Origin of the sequence: Streptomyces sp. NPDC048734 (assembly GCF_043198675.1) — a bacterium.
GTDB lineage: Bacteria > Actinomycetota > Actinomycetes > Streptomycetales > Streptomycetaceae > Streptomyces.
Genome location: NZ_JBICUZ010000002.1, coordinates 37696 through 54522, shown reverse-complemented (window position 1 = coordinate 54522; position 16827 = coordinate 37696). Strand labels below are relative to the sequence as shown.

Here is a 16827-nt window from a genome sequence, read left to right as displayed (position 1 = left end):
GACGTGAGGAGCACATGTCCGCCGACAGCACACCGGAGCCCGGCATACCGGGGGAGTCCGGCGCACCGGACGGGTCCGGCGCCAGTGGCCCGCGGCAGCCGGCCGGCGGCCCGCGCCGCAGGACCCGCGCCCGGCGCAGAGGCCTGCTGATCGCGGCGTGGACCGCGGCGGGAGTCGTCGTCCTCGGCGGCACCGGCCTCGGGTACGTGTACGTCAAGCTCAACGGCAACATCGAGAGCCTCGACATCGACCACGCCCTCGGCGCCGACCGGCCCACGAAGGCCGACAACGGTTCGCAGAACATCCTCGTCCTCGGCTCGGACACCCGCTCCGGCGCCAACAAGAAGCTCGGCGGCGGCGCCGACGACGGCAGCGCCCGCTCCGACACGGCGATGATCGTCCACGTGTACGAGGGCCACGAGAAGGCGAGCGTGGTCTCCTTCCCGCGCGACACCATCGTCGACCGCCCCGCGTGCACCGACACCGAGGGCGGCACCCACGACGCCGCGACCGGCGTGATGTTCAACTCGGCGTACACCACGGGCGGCGCGGCCTGCGCGGTCAAGACCGTCGAGGCGATCACCGGCATCCGGATGGACCACTACCTGGAGGTCGACTTCTCCGGCTTCGAGAAGCTGATCGACGAGCTGGGCGGGGTCGACATCACCACCACCAAGGACATCGAGGACCCCGACAGCCACCTGGACCTGAAGGCCGGCACGCACACCCTCGACGGCGAACAGGCCCTCGGCCTGGTCCGCACCCGGCACGGCGTCGGCGACGGCTCCGACCTCGGCCGCATCCAGCTCCAGCAGGCCTTCGTCAAGGCCCTGGTCGACCAGGTCGAGGACATCGGCCTCCTGACCAGCGGCACGAAGCTGTACGCCCTCGCCGACACCGCCACCAAGGCCGTCACCACCGACTCCGACCTCGGCTCCCTGAACTCCCTGATGTCCTTCGCCGGCGGCCTCAAGGGCATCGGCGCGGACGACATGACCATGGTCACGATGCCGGTGCGGTACGACCCCGCGGACCCCAACCGCGTCATCGTCGAGAAGGCGAAGGCCCAGCAGGTCTGGACGGCCCTCAAGAAGGACCTCCCGATCCCGGAGTCCGCCACCGAGGGCAACGCCACGGGCGAGGCCGCGGGCGTCGTGTCCTCGTCCTGACCACCCGATGTCCATACCGCTCGATGTCCTGACCTCCCGATGTCCTGACCGTCCGGGGGCCTGACCGTTCGCGGCCCCGACTGCCCAATGTCCTGACCGTTCGCCGCCCCGACCGCCCGGGGTCCGGCACCGGCCTGGGACCCGCCGGGAATAGATCGCCCCACCCCCCGGTTTTGGGGGATGCGGCCAGTCCTGGCAGACTGGTACGTCGGCCCCGGTTCACGCTTCCGCATCCCGCGGACGGCGACCCGGCGCCCTCCCGAAACCTAGGAGACACCTTGAAGCGCGACATCCACCCCGAGTACGTCGAGACGCAGGTCAGCTGCACCTGTGGCGCGTCGTTCACCACCCGCAGCACCATCGAGTCCGGTGCCATCCGCGCCGACGTGTGCTCCGAGTGCCACCCGTTCTACACGGGCAAGCAGAAGATCCTCGACACCGGTGGCCGTGTGGCCCGCTTCGAGGCCCGCTTCGGCAAGGCCGCCGGCTCCCAGAAGTAGCGAGCCCCATTTCGCCGGTCCACGGCCGTGCTCCCGCCCGGGGCGCACGCCGGGACCGGCGTTTTTGGTCGCCTGCCTTCCCTTTCGTTCGCAGTACAGGAGCCAGAGATGTTCGAGGCCGTCGAGGAACTCGTCGTGGAACACGCCGACCTGGAGAAGAGGCTCGCCGATCCGTCGGTCCACTCCGACCAGGCCAACGCGCGCAAGCTGAACAAGCGCTACGCCGAGCTGACCCCGATCGTCGCCACGTACCGCTCCTGGAAGCAGACCGGCGACGACGTCGAGACCGCGCGCGAGTTCATCGCCGACGACCCGGACTTCGCCGCCGAGGTCAAGGTGCTGGAGAAGCAGCGCGAGGAACTGACGGAGAAGCTGCGGCTGCTGCTCGTCCCGCGTGACCCGAGCGACGACAAGGACGTCCTGCTGGAGATCAAGGCGGGCGCGGGCGGCGACGAGTCCGCGCTGTTCGCCGGCGACCTGCTGCGCATGTACCTGCGCTACGCCGAGCGCGTCGGCTGGAAGACCGAGATCATCGACGCCACCGAGTCCGAGCTGGGCGGCTACAAGGACGTCCAGGTCGCCGTGAAGACCAAGGGCGGCCAGGGCGCCACGGAGCCCGGTCAGGGCGTGTGGGCCCGCCTCAAGTACGAGGGCGGCGTGCACCGCGTCCAGCGCGTCCCGGCGACCGAGTCGCAGGGCCGTATCCACACCTCCGCGGCCGGTGTCCTCGTCACGCCCGAGGCGGAGGAGGTCGACGTCGAGATCAATCCCAACGACCTCCGCATCGACGTCTACCGCTCCTCCGGGCCCGGCGGGCAGTCCGTCAACACCACCGACTCCGCGGTGCGCATCACGCACATCCCCACCGGAGTCGTCGCCTCCTGCCAGAACGAGAAGAGCCAGCTGCAGAACAAGGAGCAGGCGATGCGTATCCTGCGCTCCAGGCTGCTCGCCGCCGCGCAGGAGGAGGCGGAGCGGGAAGCCGCCGACGCCCGCCGCAGCCAGGTCCGCACCGTCGACCGCTCCGAGAAGATCCGCACCTACAACTACCCGGAGAACCGCATCTCCGACCACCGGGTCGGCTTCAAGTCGTACAACCTGGACCAGGTCCTGGACGGCGACCTCGACGCGGTGATCCAGGCCTGCGTCGACGCGGACTCGGCGGCGAAGCTGGCAGCCGCGTAAGGCACGTACGCACGACCGAGGACGACACGGAGGACTTGCGTGCAGCGATCATCTGGGGGACGTACCCCGAGCCCCCGCAGTCTGCTGCTCGCTGAGGTAGCTCAGGCCACCCAGCGGCTGGCCGACGCCGGCGTGCCCTCGCCGCGCAACGACGCGGAGGAGCTCGCCGCGTTCGTGCACGGGGTGAAGCGGGGCGCGCTCCACTCCGTCAAGGACTCCGACTTCGACGCCCGGTACTGGGAGGTCATCGCCCGGCGCGAGCAGCGCGAGCCGCTCCAGCACATCACCGGGCGCGCTTACTTCCGGTACCTGGAGCTCCAGGTCGGGCCCGGCGTCTTCGTGCCGCGTCCCGAGACCGAGTCGGTGGTCGGCTGGGCCATAGACGCCGTGCGCGCCATGGACGTGGTCGAGCCGCTGATCGTCGACCTGTGCACCGGCTCCGGCGCCATCGCGCTCGCCCTCGCCCAGGAGGTCCCGCGCTCGCGCGTGCACGCCGTGGAGCTGTCCGAGGACGCCCTGGTGTGGACCCGCAAGAACATGCAGGGGTCCAGGGTCGACCTGCGGCAGGGCAACGCCCTGGACGCCTTCCCCGACCTCGACGGCCAGGTCGACCTGGTGGTCTCCAACCCGCCGTACATCCCCCTCACCGAGTGGGAGTACGTCGCCCCCGAGGCCCGCGACTACGACCCCGAACTGGCCCTGTTCTCCGGCGAGGACGGCCTCGACCTCATCCGGGGCATCGAACGCACCGCGCACCGCCTGCTGCGGCCCGGCGGCGTCGTCGTCATCGAGCACGCCGACACCCAGGGCGGCCAGGTGCCGTGGATCTTCACCGAGGAGCGGGGCTGGGCCGACGCGGCCGACCACCCCGACCTCAACAACCGGCCGCGCTTCGCCACCGCCCGCAAGGCGCTGCCGTGACCTTCCCCCCTGCTTCACCCGCTTCACCCGGTTCATTCGATTCATCCGTGAGTCACGTGCACGAGGAGGCCCGCCAGACATGGCACGGCGATACGACACCAACGACGCGACCGACCGCGTGACGGGTCTGCGCGAGGCGGCGTCCGCCGTCCGCCGTGGCGAGCTGGTCGTCCTCCCGACCGACACGGTGTACGGCATCGGCGCCGACGCGTTCTCCAAGGAGGCCGTCGGCGACCTGCTGGAGGCCAAGGGCCGGGGCCGCAACATGCCCACGCCCGTCCTCATCGGCTCCCCGAACACGCTGCACGGTCTCGTCACGGACTTCTCCGAGCTGGCCTGGGAGCTGGTCGACGCCTTCTGGCCGGGTGCGCTCACCCTCGTCGCCAAGCACCAGCCGTCCCTGCAGTGGGACCTGGGGGACACCCGTGGCACCGTCGCCGTCCGCATGCCGCTGCACCCGGTCGCCATCGAGCTGCTGACCGAGGTCGGCCCGATGGCGGTCTCCTCCGCCAACCTCACCGGCCACCCGGCGCCGGAGAACTGCGACTACGCCCAGGAGATGCTCGGCGACTCCGTCTCCGTCTACCTGGACGGCGGCCCCACCCCCGGCAACGTCCCGTCGTCGATCGTCGACGTCAGCCGCGAGGTGCCGCTGCTGCTGCGGGCCGGCGCCATCTCTGAGGACGAGCTGCGCAAGGTGGTACCCGACCTCGAGGTGGCGAATTGACAGCCCCTGACGCGGGGCGTGGCATAGGCAACGGGGAGCGTGCCGCGGAACAGACGACGACGTTCGGGTTCCCGCGCGACACCTTCCGCATCCTCCACGTCAGCACCGGCAACGTCTGCCGCTCGCCGATCACCGAGCGGCTGACCCGGCATTTCGTGTCGCAGCGGCTCGGGGTGCTCGGCGGCGGGCTGATCGTGGAGAGCGCGGGCACCTGGGGCCACGAGGGCGCGCCGATGGAGGCCAACGCGGAGACCGTGCTGGCCGACTTCGGCGCGGACGCCTCCGGCTTCACCGGCCGCGAGCTGCTCGACGAGCACGTCATCATGGCCGACCTGGTGCTGACCGCCACCCGGGACCACCGTGCCCAGGTCATCTCCATGGGCCACTCGGCGGGCCTGCGCACCTTCACGCTGAAGGAGTTCACCCGCCTGGTCGACGCGATCGACCCGGCCACCCTCCCCCCGCTGGAGGAGGGCGTGGTGATGCGCGCCCGCGCCCTGGTCCGCGCCGCCGCCGCGCTCCGCGGCTGGCTGCTGGCCCCCACGGTGGAGGCGGACGAGGTGTACGACCCGTACGGCGCGCCCCTGCCCTTCTTCCGCTCGATCGGCGACGAGATACACCAGGCGCTGGATCCCGTGGTGACGGCGCTGACCGGAGTACCGGCGCGGGCCTGAGACGTGCCCTGAGGCGTGTCGGGTGCCGGGCGGTTCCCGCGGTGGCGCCCTACATTGGACGTACGTCACCGTCGACGCCCCGGAGCCCACCATGCCGGTCACCCATGCCATCGAGGCCGACGTCCTGCACCGGCAGGACCCCGCGCTCGCCGAGATCCTGCTCGGGGAGCGCGAGCGGCAGGCGTCGTCGCTGCAGCTGATCGCCGCCGAGAACTTCACCTCGCCCGCCGTACTGGCCGCGCTCGGCTCGCCGCTGGCCAACAAGTACGCCGAGGGCTACCCCGGCGCCCGTCACCACGGCGGCTGCGAGATCGTGGACATGGCCGAACGCCTCGCCGTGGAACGGGCCAAGGCGCTGTTCGGGGCCGAGCACGTCAACGTCCAGCCGCACTCCGGCTCCTCGGCCGTCCTCGCGGCCTACGCCGCCCTCCTGCGCCCCGGTGACACCGTCCTGGCCCTGGGCCTCGCCCACGGCGGCCACCTCACGCACGGCTCGCCCGCGAACTTCTCCGGCCGCTGGTTCGACTTCGTGCCGTACGGCGTGGACGCGGAGACCGGGCTCATCGACCACGAGCAGGTCCGCACGCTGGCCCGCAGCCACCGCCCCAAGGCGATCGTCTGCGGTTCCATCGCCTACCCCCGGCACATCGACCACGCCTTCTTCCGCGAGGTGGCCGACGAGGTCGGCGCCTACCTCATCGCCGACGCCGCCCACCCCATCGGCCTGGTCGCCGGGGGAGCGGCCCCGAACCCGGTGCCGTACGCCGATGTCGTGTGCGCCACCACGCACAAGGTGCTGCGCGGGCCGCGCGGCGGCATAATCCTGTGCGGCGCCGAGCTGGCGGAGCGGGTGGACCGGGCCGTGTTCCCGTTCACGCAGGGCGGTGCGCAGATGCACACCGTCGCCGCGAAGGCGGTCGCGTTCGGCGAGGCGGCGACGCCGGCGTTCGCCCGGTACGCCCGTCAGGTGGTCGCCAACGCGAAGGTGCTGGCGGCCCGCCTGGAGGCGGAGGGGACGGCCGTCACCACCGGCGGCACGGACACCCACCTCATCACCGTCGACCCGGCGCCCCTCGGCGTCGACGGACGTACCGCCCGCGGCCTGCTCGCGGCGGCCGGGATGGTCCTGGACTGCTGCGCCCTGCCGCACGGCGGAGCCGTCGGTGTCGCGGTCGCCGACGTGCGCGGCCTGCGTCTGGGCACGGCCGCGGTGACCACGCAGGGCATGGGGGAGACGGAGATGGCGCGGATCGCCAAGCTGATGGCGGGCGTGCTGCGCGGCGAGGTCGAGGGCCGGCAGGCGCGGGAGGAAGTGCGGGAACTGACCGCGGGGTTCCCGCCGTATCCCGGCTGAAGCGGGGTGGGCGCCGACCCGTGCACAGCCGCACGTGCAACCATCGTCGCTACCCGGAAGTCCCCAACCATATGCGCGCATCGCTAGGGTGTGGGGCTGAGATGGCCAGCGAGACCTGTGGGGAAGCCTGTGCGTGAATACCTGCTGACGCTCTGCGTGACGGCCGCGGTGACGTATCTGCTGACAGGGCCGGTACGGAAGTTCGCGATCGTCGCGGGGGCGATGCCGGAGATCCGGGCCCGTGACGTGCACCGGGAACCCACTCCGCGCCTCGGCGGGATCGCCATGTTCTTCGGCCTGTGCGCGGGACTGCTGGTCGCCGACCACCTGACCAACCTCAACCAGGTCTTCGAGAAGTCGAACGAACCGCGCGCCCTGCTCTCCGGCGCGGCGCTGATCTGGCTGATCGGCGTGCTGGACGACAAGTTCGAGATCGACGCCCTGATCAAGCTGGGCGGCCAGATGATCGCCGCCGGCGTGATGGTCATGCAGGGTCTGACGATCCTGTGGCTGCCGGTCCCCGGCGTGGGCACGGTCGCGCTGACCCCGTGGCAGGGGACCCTGCTGACGGTCGCGCTGGTCGTCATCACCATCAACGCGGTGAACTTCGTCGACGGCCTGGACGGCCTGGCCGCGGGCATGGTGTGCATCGCCTCCGCCGCCTTCTTCATGTACGCCTACCGCATCTGGTACTCGTACGGCATCGAGGCCGCGGCCCCCGCCACCCTGTTCGCGGCGATCCTGATGGGCATGTGCCTGGGCTTCCTGCCGCACAACATGCACCCCGCGCGCATCTTCATGGGCGACTCCGGTTCGATGCTGATCGGGCTGGTGCTGGCGGCGGGCGCGATCTCCATCACGGGCCAGGTCGACCCGGACGTGATGAACCTGTTCTCCGGTTCGGAGCGCGCCACGGTCCACCAGACGGTCCCCGTCTACATCCCGCTGCTGCTGCCCCTGACCATCATCGCGATCCCGGCCGCCGACCTGATCCTGGCGATCGTGCGCCGCACCTGGCGCGGCCAGTCGCCGTTCGCCGCGGACCGCGGGCACCTGCACCACCGGCTGCTGGAGATCGGCCACTCGCACAGCCGCGCGGTGCTGATCATGTACTTCTGGTCGGCGCTGATCGCCTTCGGCGCCCTGACCTACTCGGTCAACTCCGCGTCCATGTGGATCGTCCTCGGTGTCGTGATCCTCAGCGCGATCGGCCTCGGTCTGCTCCTGCTGCCGCGCTTCACGCCGCGCGCCCCGCGCTGGGCCGAGTCCTTCGTGCCGCCCCGCTACCGGCGCCGCAAGGTCCTCCCGGAGTCGGCGCAGGTCCTGGCGGCGGGTGCCGAGGGGGAGCCGACGGGCGACGACGACGAGGAGCGGGAGCGCCGCACGCCCGTGGCGGTGGGGGTCTCGGGGGCCAACGGGGCGACCGCGGTCGGGTCCCGCTCGCGTGCGGCAAGGTAAGAATCTGACTAGAGCATTGCCAACTCGTGGGGAAAGCACGGGTGGGCAAAGATGCCCAATACCAGACAAGTGGTCGCGGTTCCTGCACAGACGCGCAGTCTCACTCTCATGTGTGACACCGGGCACACCATCCAGGTAAAGACCTCATCAAATAGTTTGTGATACGGTTCACGAGAACCCCGGATGGAACCGAAGGACCGTGTGCCACGGCCCCTCGGTCGCGAGGTCGGCGTGCGGTCCTTCGCCCCTCGGACGGGGACTACGCTCGTCCATGACGACACCCTGCCCCCCTTTGAAAGCGGAGTTGCCGCCATGCCGTCCAACGACGTCCGGAACCTTCTGCAGTGCGCTGTGCCCACAGCGGCTGCCGGTGTGGTTGCCGTCGCCGTCAGCGCTGCGGTGGCCGGAGGCAAGGGGGCGCTCGGAGCGGCCGTCGGAGCGGGGGTGGCCATCCTCTTCATGGGTATCGGCCTCTACGTCCTGCAGTGGACGGCGAAGACGCTCCCGCAGCTGTTCCAGGCGATGGGCCTCATGCTCTACGTCGCCCAGCTCCTGCTGCTCCTGATCTTCGTCGCCCTCTTCCAGGACACCTCGCTCTTCAACGCGAAGGCGTTCGCGGCCACGCTCGTCGCCGCGACAGTGGTGTGGATGGCCGCGCAGGCGCGTGCGTACCTGAAGGCCAAGATCTTCTACATCGATCCGGACTCCGTGAAGACCGAGAAGCCCGAGACGACAGGGCCTTCGTCGTGAGGGGTAGGGGCGGGATAAAGGCGAGTGGGATCTCCTGCTATCGTCCGGTGCCAACTGCGGCATCGCGGGCGCGGGCATTCGAGCTGACGCCTGCTCAATCGCGAGGCTCATCGCCCCCCAGCCGCCCCCACATCCGTATCACCAGTCCGGTGCCGACCCGCGGCCTCGCGCCGCGCCGACACAACGAGGTTGCCGTACCCATGCGTCATGCCGAAGGAGCCCGCGGTGAGTGCTGACCAGACCCAGCTCGCCTTTGACTGGAGCTGTCGGATCATGTCCGACGGGTGTGGTTTTCCGGCCCCGGGCCTGCACTCGTTCCTCTTCCAGCCGATCGCCACGGTGGGCGGGTTCGAGTTCAACAAGGTGATGCTGCTCGCGCTGATCACCACCGTTCTCGTCATCGGCTTCTTCTGGGCGGCCTTCGGCAAGGCCAAGGTGGTGCCGGGCAAGCTCCAGATGATCGGCGAGGCCGGCTACGACTTCGTGCGCCGGGGCATCGTCTACGAGACCCTCGGGAAGCGGGAGGGCGAGAAGTACGTCCCGCTCATGGTCTCCCTGTTCTTCTTCATCTGGATCATGAACATCTGGTCCGTGATCCCGCTGGCGCAGTTCCCGGTGTCGTCGATCATCGCCTTCCCCGCGGTGCTGGCCGCCATCGTGTACGTGGTGTGGGTCTCGGTGACCTTCAAGCGACACGGCTTCATCGGCTTCTTCAAGAACGTCACCGGCTACGACAAGTCGCTGGGCGCCGTGCTGCCGCTCGTGATGGTCATCGAGTTCTTCTCGAACCTGATCGTCCGCCCCTTCACGCACGCGGTCCGGCTCTTCGCCAACATGTTCGCCGGTCACCTGATGCTGGTCATGTTCACCGTTGCCTCCTGGTACCTGCTGAACAGCTGGATGGTCCCCGCAGCCGGCGTCTCCTTCATCATGACCATGGTCATGATCCTCTTCGAGCTTTTCGTGCAGGCCGTCCAGGCATACGTCTTCGTACTCCTGGCCTGCTCGTACATTCAGGGCGCTCTCGCCGAGCACCACTGAGCCACACCAACCCCCTGATCGTCCGGTGGTCCAACCCCCCCACCGGTCCGTAAAGAGAAGGAAGAATCAGCATGGCTGCCACTGAGACCCTCGCCGCCGTCTCCGGTTCGCTCGGCTCCATCGGCTACGGCCTCGCCGCGATCGGCCCCGGCGTCGGCGTCGGCATCATCTTCGGTAACGGCACCCAGGCCCTGGCCCGTCAGCCCGAGGCCGCCGGCCTGATCCGCGCCAACCAGATCCTGGGCTTCGCCTTCTGTGAGGCGCTCGCCCTCATCGGCATCGTTATGCCGTTCGTGTTCGGTAAGTAATCACCCCTTACTGACACGCATCGACGAAAGGCATTGATGTGATCGCCAACCTGGTTCAGCTGGCGGCCGAGGAGGAGCAGAACCCGCTCCTGCCTCCGGGCCCCGAGCTGCTCGTCGGCACCATCGCCTTCGCCATCGTGTTCTTCTTCTTCTGGAAGAAGCTGCTTCCGAACATCAACAAGGTTCTGGAGGAGCGCCGAGCGGCGATCGAAGGCGGTATCGAAGAGGCCGACGCCATGAAGGTCGAGGCACAGAGCGTTCTTGAGCAGTACAAGGCTCAGCTCGCCGAGGCCCGGCACGAGGCCGCGCGTCTGCGCCAGGAGGCGCAGGAGCAGGGCGCGACCCTCATCGCGGAGATGCGCGCCGAGGGCCAGCGTCAGCGCGAGGAGATCGTCGCCGCCGGTCACACGCAGATCGAGGCCGACCGCAAGGCCGCCGCGTCCGCGCTGCGCCAGGACGTCGGCAAGCTCGCCACCGAACTGGCCGGCAAGCTCGTCGGCGAGTCCCTCGAGGACCACGCCCGCCAGAGCCGCGTCATCGACCGCTTCCTCGACGAGCTCGAGGAGAAGGCCGAGGCGTCGCGATGAACGGAGCGAGCCGCGAGGCCCTGGCAGCCGCACGCGAGCGTCTCGACGCGCTGACGGACAACACGTCCGTGGACGCGGCGCGGCTCGCCGCCGAGCTGGCGGCCGTCACCGCGCTGCTCGACCGCGAGGTGTCGCTGCGTCGGGTCCTGACCGACCCGGCGCAGTCCGGCGAGGCCAAGGCCGAGCTGGCCCAGCGCCTGCTCGGCACCCAGATCAGCGGCACCGCCGCCGACCTGGTCGCCGGTCTGGTGCGTTCCCGCTGGTCGCAGTCGCGCGACCTGGTGGACGCGCTGGAGCAGCTGGCGGACGCCGCGGACCTCACCGCCGCGCAGCGGGTGGGCACGCTCGACAACGTCGAGGACGAGCTGTTCCGCTTCGGGCGGATCGTCACCTCGAACGTGGAGCTGCGCGCCGCACTGACCAACCGGAAGGCCACCGCGTCGGCCAAGGGCGAGCTGCTGCGCAGCCTGCTCGGCGGTCGGGCGGACGCGGCCACCGAGCGTCTGGTCACGCGCCTCGTGACCGCGCCGCGAGGCCGTAGCCTGGAAGCGGGACTCGAGTCCCTGTCCAAGCTCGCCGCCGCGCGCCGGGACCGCATGGTGGCCGTCGTCACCTCGGCGGTGCCGCTGAGCGTCCTGCAGAGGCAGCGCCTGGGCGCCGCCCTCGCGAAGCTCTACGGCCGCACGATGCACCTCAACCTCGACGTGGACCCCGAGGTCCTCGGCGGGATCCGGGTGCAGGTCGGTGACGAGGTGATCAACGGCTCGCTCGCGGACCGCATCGAGGACGCCGCCCGCCGCATGGCGAGCTAGCAGCAACTCAACACGTAGCAGTACTTACGGCCCTGGTTGGGCCGTGCAGAGGATGCAAAGTTTCTGGGGGAGTCCCCAGATCCCCCAAAGAAACTTCGGGCCCAACAAGGAGAGCAGGGAACCCAGATGGCGGAGCTCACGATCCGGCCGGAGGAGATCCGGGACGCACTGGAGAACTTCGTCCAGTCGTACAAGCCGGACGCGGCCTCGCGCGAGGAGGTCGGTACGGTCAGCCTTGCCGGCGACGGCATCGCGAAGGTCGAGGGCCTCCCCTCGGCCATGGCCAACGAACTGCTGAAGTTCGAGGACGGCACCCTCGGTCTCGCCCTCAACCTCGAGGAGCGCGAGATCGGCTGCGTCGTCCTCGGCGAGTTCAGCGGCATCGAGGAGGGTCAGCCGGTCACGCGTACCGGTGAGGTCCTCTCGGTCGCGGTGGGCGAGGGCTACCTCGGCCGCGTCGTCGACCCCCTCGGCAACCCGATCGACGGCCTCGGCGAGATCGAGACGTCCGGGCGCCGCGCCCTGGAGCTGCAGGCTCCGGGCGTCATGGCCCGTAAGTCGGTGCACGAGCCGATGGAGACCGGCTACAAGGCCGTCGACGCGATGACCCCGATCGGCCGTGGTCAGCGTCAGCTGATCATCGGTGACCGCCAGACCGGCAAGACCGCCCTGGCCGTCGACACGATCATCAACCAGCGTGACAACTGGCGCTCCGGCGACGTGAACAAGCAGGTCCGCTGCATCTACGTCGCCATCGGCCAGAAGGGCTCGACCATCGCGTCGGTCCGCCGCGCGCTGGAGGAGAACGGCGCGCTGGAGTACACGACCATCGTCGCCGCCCCGGCGTCCGACCCGGCCGGCTTCAAGTACCTCGCGCCGTACACCGGTTCGGCCATCGGTCAGCAGTGGATGTACGAGGGCAAGCACGTCCTCATCATCTTCGACGACCTGTCGAAGCAGGCCGACGCCTACCGCGCCGTGTCCCTGCTGCTGCGCCGCCCGCCGGGCCGCGAGGCCTACCCGGGCGACGTCTTCTACCTGCACTCGCGTCTGCTGGAGCGCTGCGCCAAGCTCTCCGACGACATGGGCGCGGGTTCGATGACCGGTCTGCCGATCGTCGAGACCAAGGCCAACGACGTCTCGGCGTTCATCCCGACCAACGTCATCTCCATCACCGACGGCCAGTGCTTCCTGGAGTCGGACCTGTTCAACGCCGGTCAGCGCCCCGCGCTGAACGTCGGTATCTCCGTCTCCCGAGTCGGTGGTTCCGCGCAGCACAAGGCGATGCGACAGGTCTCCGGCCGTCTCCGCGTCGACCTGGCCCAGTTCCGTGAGCTGGAGGCGTTCGCCGCCTTCGGTTCCGACCTGGACTCCGCCTCGAAGGCGCAGCTGGAGCGCGGTGCGCGCATGGTCGAGCTGCTGAAGCAGGCGCAGTACCAGCCGATGGCCACCGAGGACCAGGTCGTCTCCATCTGGGCCGGCACCACCGGCAGGATGGACGACGTTCCGGTCGCCGACATCCGCCGCTTCGAGAAGGAGCTGCTGGAGTACCTGCACCGCAAGGAGCAGGGCCTCATGACCTCCATCCGTGAGGGCGCCAAGATGTCGGACGACACCCTGACCGCCATCGCGGACGCCATCGCCGAGTTCAAGAAGCAGTTCGAGACCTCGGACGGCAAGCTGCTCGGCGAGGACGCCCCGTCCGCCGCCAAGTGACGTAAGGAAGGGACCTGACTCATGGGAGCCCAGCTCCGGGTCTACAAGCGTCGCATCCGATCCGTCACCGCGACCAAGAAGATCACCAAGGCGATGGAGATGATCGCCGCCTCGCGTGTCGTCAAGGCGCAGCGCAAGGTGGCGGCCTCCACGCCGTACGCGACCGAGCTGACACGCGCGGTCACGGCGGTCGGGACCGGCTCGAACACGAAGCACCCGCTGACCACGCAGGCCGAGAAGGTCGTGCGGTCCGCGGTGCTGCTCCTGACGAGCGACCGCGGCCTCGCGGGCGCCTTCAACTCCAACGCCATCAAGGCCGCGGAGCAGCTGACGGCGCGCCTCGAGTCCGAGGGCAAGCAGGTCGAGACGTACATCGTCGGCCGGCGTGGTCTCGCCCACTACAACTTCCGTGAGCGCAAGGTCGCGGAGTCGTGGACGGGCTTCACCGACGAGCCGACGTACGCGGACGCCAAGAAGGTCGCGGGCCCCCTGATCGAGGCCATCGAGAAGGAGACGGCGGACGGCGGTGTGGACGAGATCCACATCGTGTTCACCGAGTTCGTGTCGATGATGACGCAGACGGCGCTCGGCGACCGTCTGCTGCCGCTCAGCCTCGACGAGGTGGCCCAGGAGTCCAAGGCGAAGGACGAGATCCTTCCGCTGTACGACTTCGAGCCGTCGGCGGAGGACGTCCTCGACGCCCTGCTGCCGCGCTATGTGGAGAGCCGCGTGTACAACGCGCTGCTCCAGTCGGCCGCTTCCAAGCACGCCGCCACGCGGCGCGCGATGAAGTCGGCCACCGACAACGCCGGAGAGCTGATCGAGACGCTCTCCCGGCTTGCCAACGCGGCCCGCCAGGCCGAAATCACCCAGGAAATCAGCGAGATCGTCGGTGGCTCCAGCGCCCTGGCCGACGCGACCGCGGGGAGTGACCGCTAATGACCACCACTGTTGAGACCGCGACGGCCACGGGCCGCGTCGCCCGGGTCATCGGCCCGGTCGTCGACGTGGAGTTCCCCGTCGACGCGATGCCGGAGATCTACAACGCCCTCCACGTCGAGATCGCCGACCCGGCGAACGCGGGCGAGAAGAAGACCCTGACCCTGGAGGTCGCCCAGCACCTGGGTGACGGCCTGGTCCGCACCATCTCCATGCAGCCGACCGACGGCCTGGTCCGTCAGGCCGCCGTCACCGACACCGGCACGGGCATCACCGTCCCGGTCGGCGACTTCACCAAGGGCAAGGTGTTCAACACCCTCGGTGAGGTGCTGAACGTCGACGAGAAGTACGAGGGCGAGCGCTGGACCATCCACCGCAAGGCCCCCAACTTCGACGAGCTCGAGTCGAAGACCGAGATGTTCGAGACCGGCGTCAAGGTCATCGACCTCCTCACCCCGTACGTCAAGGGTGGAAAGATCGGTCTGTTCGGTGGTGCCGGCGTCGGCAAGACGGTGCTCATCCAGGAGATGATCTACCGCGTCGCCAACAACCACGACGGCGTCTCCGTGTTCGCCGGTGTCGGCGAGCGCACCCGTGAGGGCAACGACCTCATCGAGGAGATGTCGGACTCGGGCGTCATCGACAAGACCGCCCTGGTCTTCGGTCAGATGGACGAGCCCCCGGGCACCCGTCTGCGCGTGGCCCTCGCGGGTCTGACCATGGCGGAGTACTTCCGCGATGTGCAGAAGCAGGACGTGCTGTTCTTCATCGACAACATCTTCCGCTTCACCCAGGCCGGCTCCGAGGTGTCGACCCTGCTCGGCCGTATGCCCTCCGCGGTGGGCTACCAGCCGAACCTGGCCGACGAGATGGGTCTCCTCCAGGAGCGCATCACCTCGACCCGTGGTCACTCGATCACCTCGATGCAGGCGATCTACGTCCCCGCGGACGACCTGACCGACCCGGCCCCGGCCACCACCTTCGCCCACCTCGACGCGACGACGGTTCTGTCCCGTCCGATCTCCGAGAAGGGCATCTACCCGGCCGTGGACCCGCTGGACTCCACGTCCCGCATCCTGGACCCGCGGTACATCGCGCAGGACCACTACGACGCCGCCATGCGCGTCAAGACGATCCTGCAGAAGTACAAGGACCTCCAGGACATCATCGCGATCCTCGGTATCGACGAGCTGGGCGAAGAGGACAAGCTCGTCGTCCACCGCGCCCGTCGCGTGGAGCGCTTCCTCTCCCAGAACACCCACGTCGCCAAGCAGTTCACCGGCGTCGACGGGTCGGACGTGCCGCTGGAGGAGTCCATCCGGGCCTTCAACGCGATCTGCGACGGCGAGTACGACCACTTCCCGGAGCAGGCGTTCTTCATGTGCGGTGGTCTCGAGGACCTCAAGAAGAACGCGAAGGAGCTCGGCGTCTCCTGACCTGGGGAGTCGCTCAGTCCTGAGCTGTGAGTTCGTGTGAGGGGGCGGGCGCGTCCCGCCCCCTCTTCCACGCCTATTAGACTTGTAACCAACACCCGGCAGACCCGCCGGGTGGTGACCCGAGGAGCCACCTTGGCTGCTGAGCTGCACGTCGCGCTGGTCGCGGCCGACCGAGAGGTCTGGTCCGGCGAGGCCACCCTGGTCGTCGCGCGCACCACGTCCGGCGACATCGGCGTCATGCCCGGTCACCAGCCGCTGCTCGGTGTGCTGGAGTCGGGCCCGGTGACCATCCGTACGAGTGAGGGTGGAACGGTCGTCGCCGCGGTGCACGGCGGTTTCATCTCGTTCGCGGACAACAAGCTGTCCCTGCTGGCCGAGATCGCCGAGCTGTCGGAGGAGATCGACGTCCAGCGCGCGGAGCGGGCGCTCGAGCGCGCGCAGGCGGAGGCCGACGCCGCCGCCCAGCGCCGGGCCGACGTACGACTGCGTGCGGCGGCGGTCCACTGACCCGGCTCGCCGTGTGACGACGTCACTCAGCCGCGGCCGGCACCGGAGCGATCCGGAGCCGACCGCGGCTGAGGCAGATCTGGATGTTTTTTCCGTTCCGTTACCTATTTTCGGTACCTAGGAGACGAGGAGGTCGGTGTCGATGGTCCTCGCTCTGACTGTGTGCGGAATTGTCGTGGCCCTGGTGGTGCTGGGGCTGTTCGTCTTCGGCCTGCGCCGCAGACTCATCCAGCGTTCCGGCGGGACCTTCGACTGTTCCCTGCGCTGGGACGTCCCCGAGAACGCGGACACGAGCGGGAAGGGCTGGAGCTACGGCGTCGCCCGCTACAACGGCGACCGCATCGAGTGGTACCGCGTCTTCTCCTACGCGTACCGCCCGCGCCGCGTGCTGGAGCGTGCCTCGATCGAGGTGGCCGGCCGCCGGCTGCCCGAGGGCGAGGAGGAGCTGGCGCTGCTGTCCGACGCGGTCGTCCTCACCTGCGTGCACCGGGGCACGCGTCTGGAACTGGCGATGAGCGAGGACGCGCTGACCGGATTCCTCGCGTGGCTCGAGGCGGCCCCGCCCGGCCAGCGGGTGAACGTCGCGTAGAGCGGCGTTCAGGGGCCTGCTGGGTGGGGGTGCCCCCGGCAGCGGAGCTGTTGGGGGAGGGTGAACGTCGCGTAGAGCGGCGTTCAGGGGCCTGCTGGGTGGGGGTGCCCCCGGCAGCGGAGCTGTTGGGGGAGGGTGAACGTCGCGTAGAGCG

The 16827-nt window shown here is 69.4% G+C and carries 18 protein-coding genes; all 18 read left to right on the top strand.

Annotated features, from left to right (window positions below; genetic code table 11):
- The first annotated feature begins 14 nt into the window (after positions 1-14).
- The 18 genes from ACGFQC_RS05480 (at position 15) to ACGFQC_RS05395 (ending at position 16673) form a co-directional block, all read left to right on the top strand.
- Positions 15-1169: an LCP family protein gene (locus ACGFQC_RS05480; RefSeq protein ID WP_363090957.1), complete on the top strand. Its 1155-nt coding sequence runs from the start codon at positions 15-17 to the stop codon at positions 1167-1169.
- 278 nt (positions 1170-1447) lie between these two features.
- A complete protein-coding gene (rpmE, locus tag ACGFQC_RS05475; RefSeq protein WP_356567605.1) occupies positions 1448-1669 on the top strand; it encodes a 50S ribosomal protein L31 in 222 nt (73 codons plus the stop codon).
- 108 nt (positions 1670-1777) lie between these two features.
- Positions 1778-2854 (top strand): peptide chain release factor 1, encoded by a 1077-nt coding sequence (prfA, locus tag ACGFQC_RS05470; RefSeq protein WP_363090956.1) that lies wholly within the window; start codon positions 1778-1780, stop codon positions 2852-2854.
- A gap of 81 nt (positions 2855-2935) precedes the next feature.
- Positions 2936-3775, top strand: coding sequence for a peptide chain release factor N(5)-glutamine methyltransferase (gene prmC / locus ACGFQC_RS05465; RefSeq protein ID WP_363091048.1), 840 nt, complete (start codon positions 2936-2938; stop codon positions 3773-3775).
- Between the two features lie 79 nt (positions 3776-3854).
- Positions 3855-4502 (top strand): L-threonylcarbamoyladenylate synthase, encoded by a 648-nt coding sequence (locus tag ACGFQC_RS05460; RefSeq protein ID WP_363090955.1) that lies wholly within the window; start codon positions 3855-3857, stop codon positions 4500-4502.
- Positions 4499-5176, top strand: coding sequence for a protein-tyrosine-phosphatase (locus tag ACGFQC_RS05455; RefSeq protein ID WP_363090954.1), 678 nt, complete (start codon positions 4499-4501; stop codon positions 5174-5176). Before ACGFQC_RS05460 ends, ACGFQC_RS05455 begins: the two co-directional genes overlap by 4 nt.
- A 91-nt stretch (positions 5177-5267) precedes the next feature.
- Entirely contained in the window at positions 5268-6530 is a 1263-nt protein-coding gene (glyA, locus tag ACGFQC_RS05450) for a serine hydroxymethyltransferase (protein ID WP_363090953.1), read from the top strand.
- Between the two features lie 129 nt (positions 6531-6659).
- Positions 6660-7988, top strand: coding sequence for an MraY family glycosyltransferase (locus ACGFQC_RS05445; RefSeq protein WP_363090952.1), 1329 nt, complete (start codon positions 6660-6662; stop codon positions 7986-7988).
- 312 nt (positions 7989-8300) lie between these two features.
- Positions 8301-8738 (top strand): hypothetical protein, encoded by a 438-nt coding sequence (locus tag ACGFQC_RS05440; RefSeq protein WP_363090951.1) that lies wholly within the window; start codon positions 8301-8303, stop codon positions 8736-8738.
- A gap of 273 nt (positions 8739-9011) precedes the next feature.
- The gene (gene atpB / locus ACGFQC_RS05435) at positions 9012-9779 is read left to right on the top strand and encodes a F0F1 ATP synthase subunit A (RefSeq protein WP_363091047.1); all 768 of its coding nucleotides are present in this window, start codon (positions 9012-9014) and stop codon (positions 9777-9779) included.
- A gap of 71 nt (positions 9780-9850) precedes the next feature.
- On the top strand, positions 9851-10087 hold the full coding sequence (locus ACGFQC_RS05430) for a hypothetical protein (protein ID WP_015657805.1): 237 nt from the start codon (positions 9851-9853) through the stop codon (positions 10085-10087).
- A gap of 38 nt (positions 10088-10125) precedes the next feature.
- Entirely contained in the window at positions 10126-10674 is a 549-nt protein-coding gene (locus ACGFQC_RS05425) for a F0F1 ATP synthase subunit B (protein WP_363090950.1), read from the top strand.
- On the top strand, positions 10671-11486 hold the full coding sequence (locus tag ACGFQC_RS05420) for a F0F1 ATP synthase subunit delta (RefSeq protein ID WP_363090949.1): 816 nt from the start codon (positions 10671-10673) through the stop codon (positions 11484-11486). The genes ACGFQC_RS05425 and ACGFQC_RS05420 overlap by 4 nt, the downstream gene beginning before the upstream one ends.
- Positions 11487-11612: 126 nt before the next feature.
- Positions 11613-13202, top strand: coding sequence for a F0F1 ATP synthase subunit alpha (atpA, locus tag ACGFQC_RS05415; protein WP_363090948.1), 1590 nt, complete (start codon positions 11613-11615; stop codon positions 13200-13202).
- Between the two features lie 21 nt (positions 13203-13223).
- Positions 13224-14141 carry a F0F1 ATP synthase subunit gamma gene (locus ACGFQC_RS05410; RefSeq protein WP_363090947.1) on the top strand — a complete coding sequence of 306 codons (918 nt, stop codon included), beginning with the start codon at positions 13224-13226 and terminating at the stop codon, positions 14139-14141.
- Positions 14141-15577 carry a F0F1 ATP synthase subunit beta gene (atpD, locus tag ACGFQC_RS05405; protein ID WP_363090946.1) on the top strand — a complete coding sequence of 479 codons (1437 nt, stop codon included), beginning with the start codon at positions 14141-14143 and terminating at the stop codon, positions 15575-15577. Before ACGFQC_RS05410 ends, atpD begins: the two co-directional genes overlap by 1 nt.
- Positions 15578-15709: 132 nt before the next feature.
- Entirely contained in the window at positions 15710-16084 is a 375-nt protein-coding gene (locus tag ACGFQC_RS05400) for a F0F1 ATP synthase subunit epsilon (RefSeq protein WP_363090945.1), read from the top strand.
- A gap of 142 nt (positions 16085-16226) precedes the next feature.
- Complete coding sequence (locus ACGFQC_RS05395; RefSeq protein ID WP_363090944.1) at positions 16227-16673, top strand: DUF2550 domain-containing protein; 447 nt, start codon at positions 16227-16229, stop codon at positions 16671-16673.
- Positions 16674-16827 lie beyond the last annotated feature (154 nt).

Bases quoted from the DNA above. Each gene is read 5' to 3' on its own strand.
- ACGFQC_RS05480 (WP_363090957.1), top strand. From the start codon at position 15: ATGTCCGCCGACAGCACACCGGAGCCCGGCATACCGGGGGAGTCCGGC.
- prfA (WP_363090956.1), top strand. From the start codon at position 1,778: ATGTTCGAGGCCGTCGAGGAACTCGTCGTGGAACACGCCGACCTGGAG.
- ACGFQC_RS05460 (WP_363090955.1), top strand. From the start codon at position 3,855: ATGGCACGGCGATACGACACCAACGACGCGACCGACCGCGTGACGGGT.
- glyA (WP_363090953.1), top strand. From the start codon at position 5,268: ATGCCGGTCACCCATGCCATCGAGGCCGACGTCCTGCACCGGCAGGAC.
- ACGFQC_RS05440 (WP_363090951.1), top strand. From the start codon at position 8,301: ATGCCGTCCAACGACGTCCGGAACCTTCTGCAGTGCGCTGTGCCCACA.
- atpB (WP_363091047.1), top strand. From the start codon at position 9,012: ATGTCCGACGGGTGTGGTTTTCCGGCCCCGGGCCTGCACTCGTTCCTC.
- ACGFQC_RS05430 (WP_015657805.1), top strand. From the start codon at position 9,851: ATGGCTGCCACTGAGACCCTCGCCGCCGTCTCCGGTTCGCTCGGCTCC.
- ACGFQC_RS05420 (WP_363090949.1), top strand. From the start codon at position 10,671: ATGAACGGAGCGAGCCGCGAGGCCCTGGCAGCCGCACGCGAGCGTCTC.
- atpA (WP_363090948.1), top strand. From the start codon at position 11,613: ATGGCGGAGCTCACGATCCGGCCGGAGGAGATCCGGGACGCACTGGAG.
- ACGFQC_RS05410 (WP_363090947.1), top strand. From the start codon at position 13,224: ATGGGAGCCCAGCTCCGGGTCTACAAGCGTCGCATCCGATCCGTCACC.
- atpD (WP_363090946.1), top strand. From the start codon at position 14,141: ATGACCACCACTGTTGAGACCGCGACGGCCACGGGCCGCGTCGCCCGG.
- ACGFQC_RS05395 (WP_363090944.1), top strand. From the start codon at position 16,227: ATGGTCCTCGCTCTGACTGTGTGCGGAATTGTCGTGGCCCTGGTGGTG.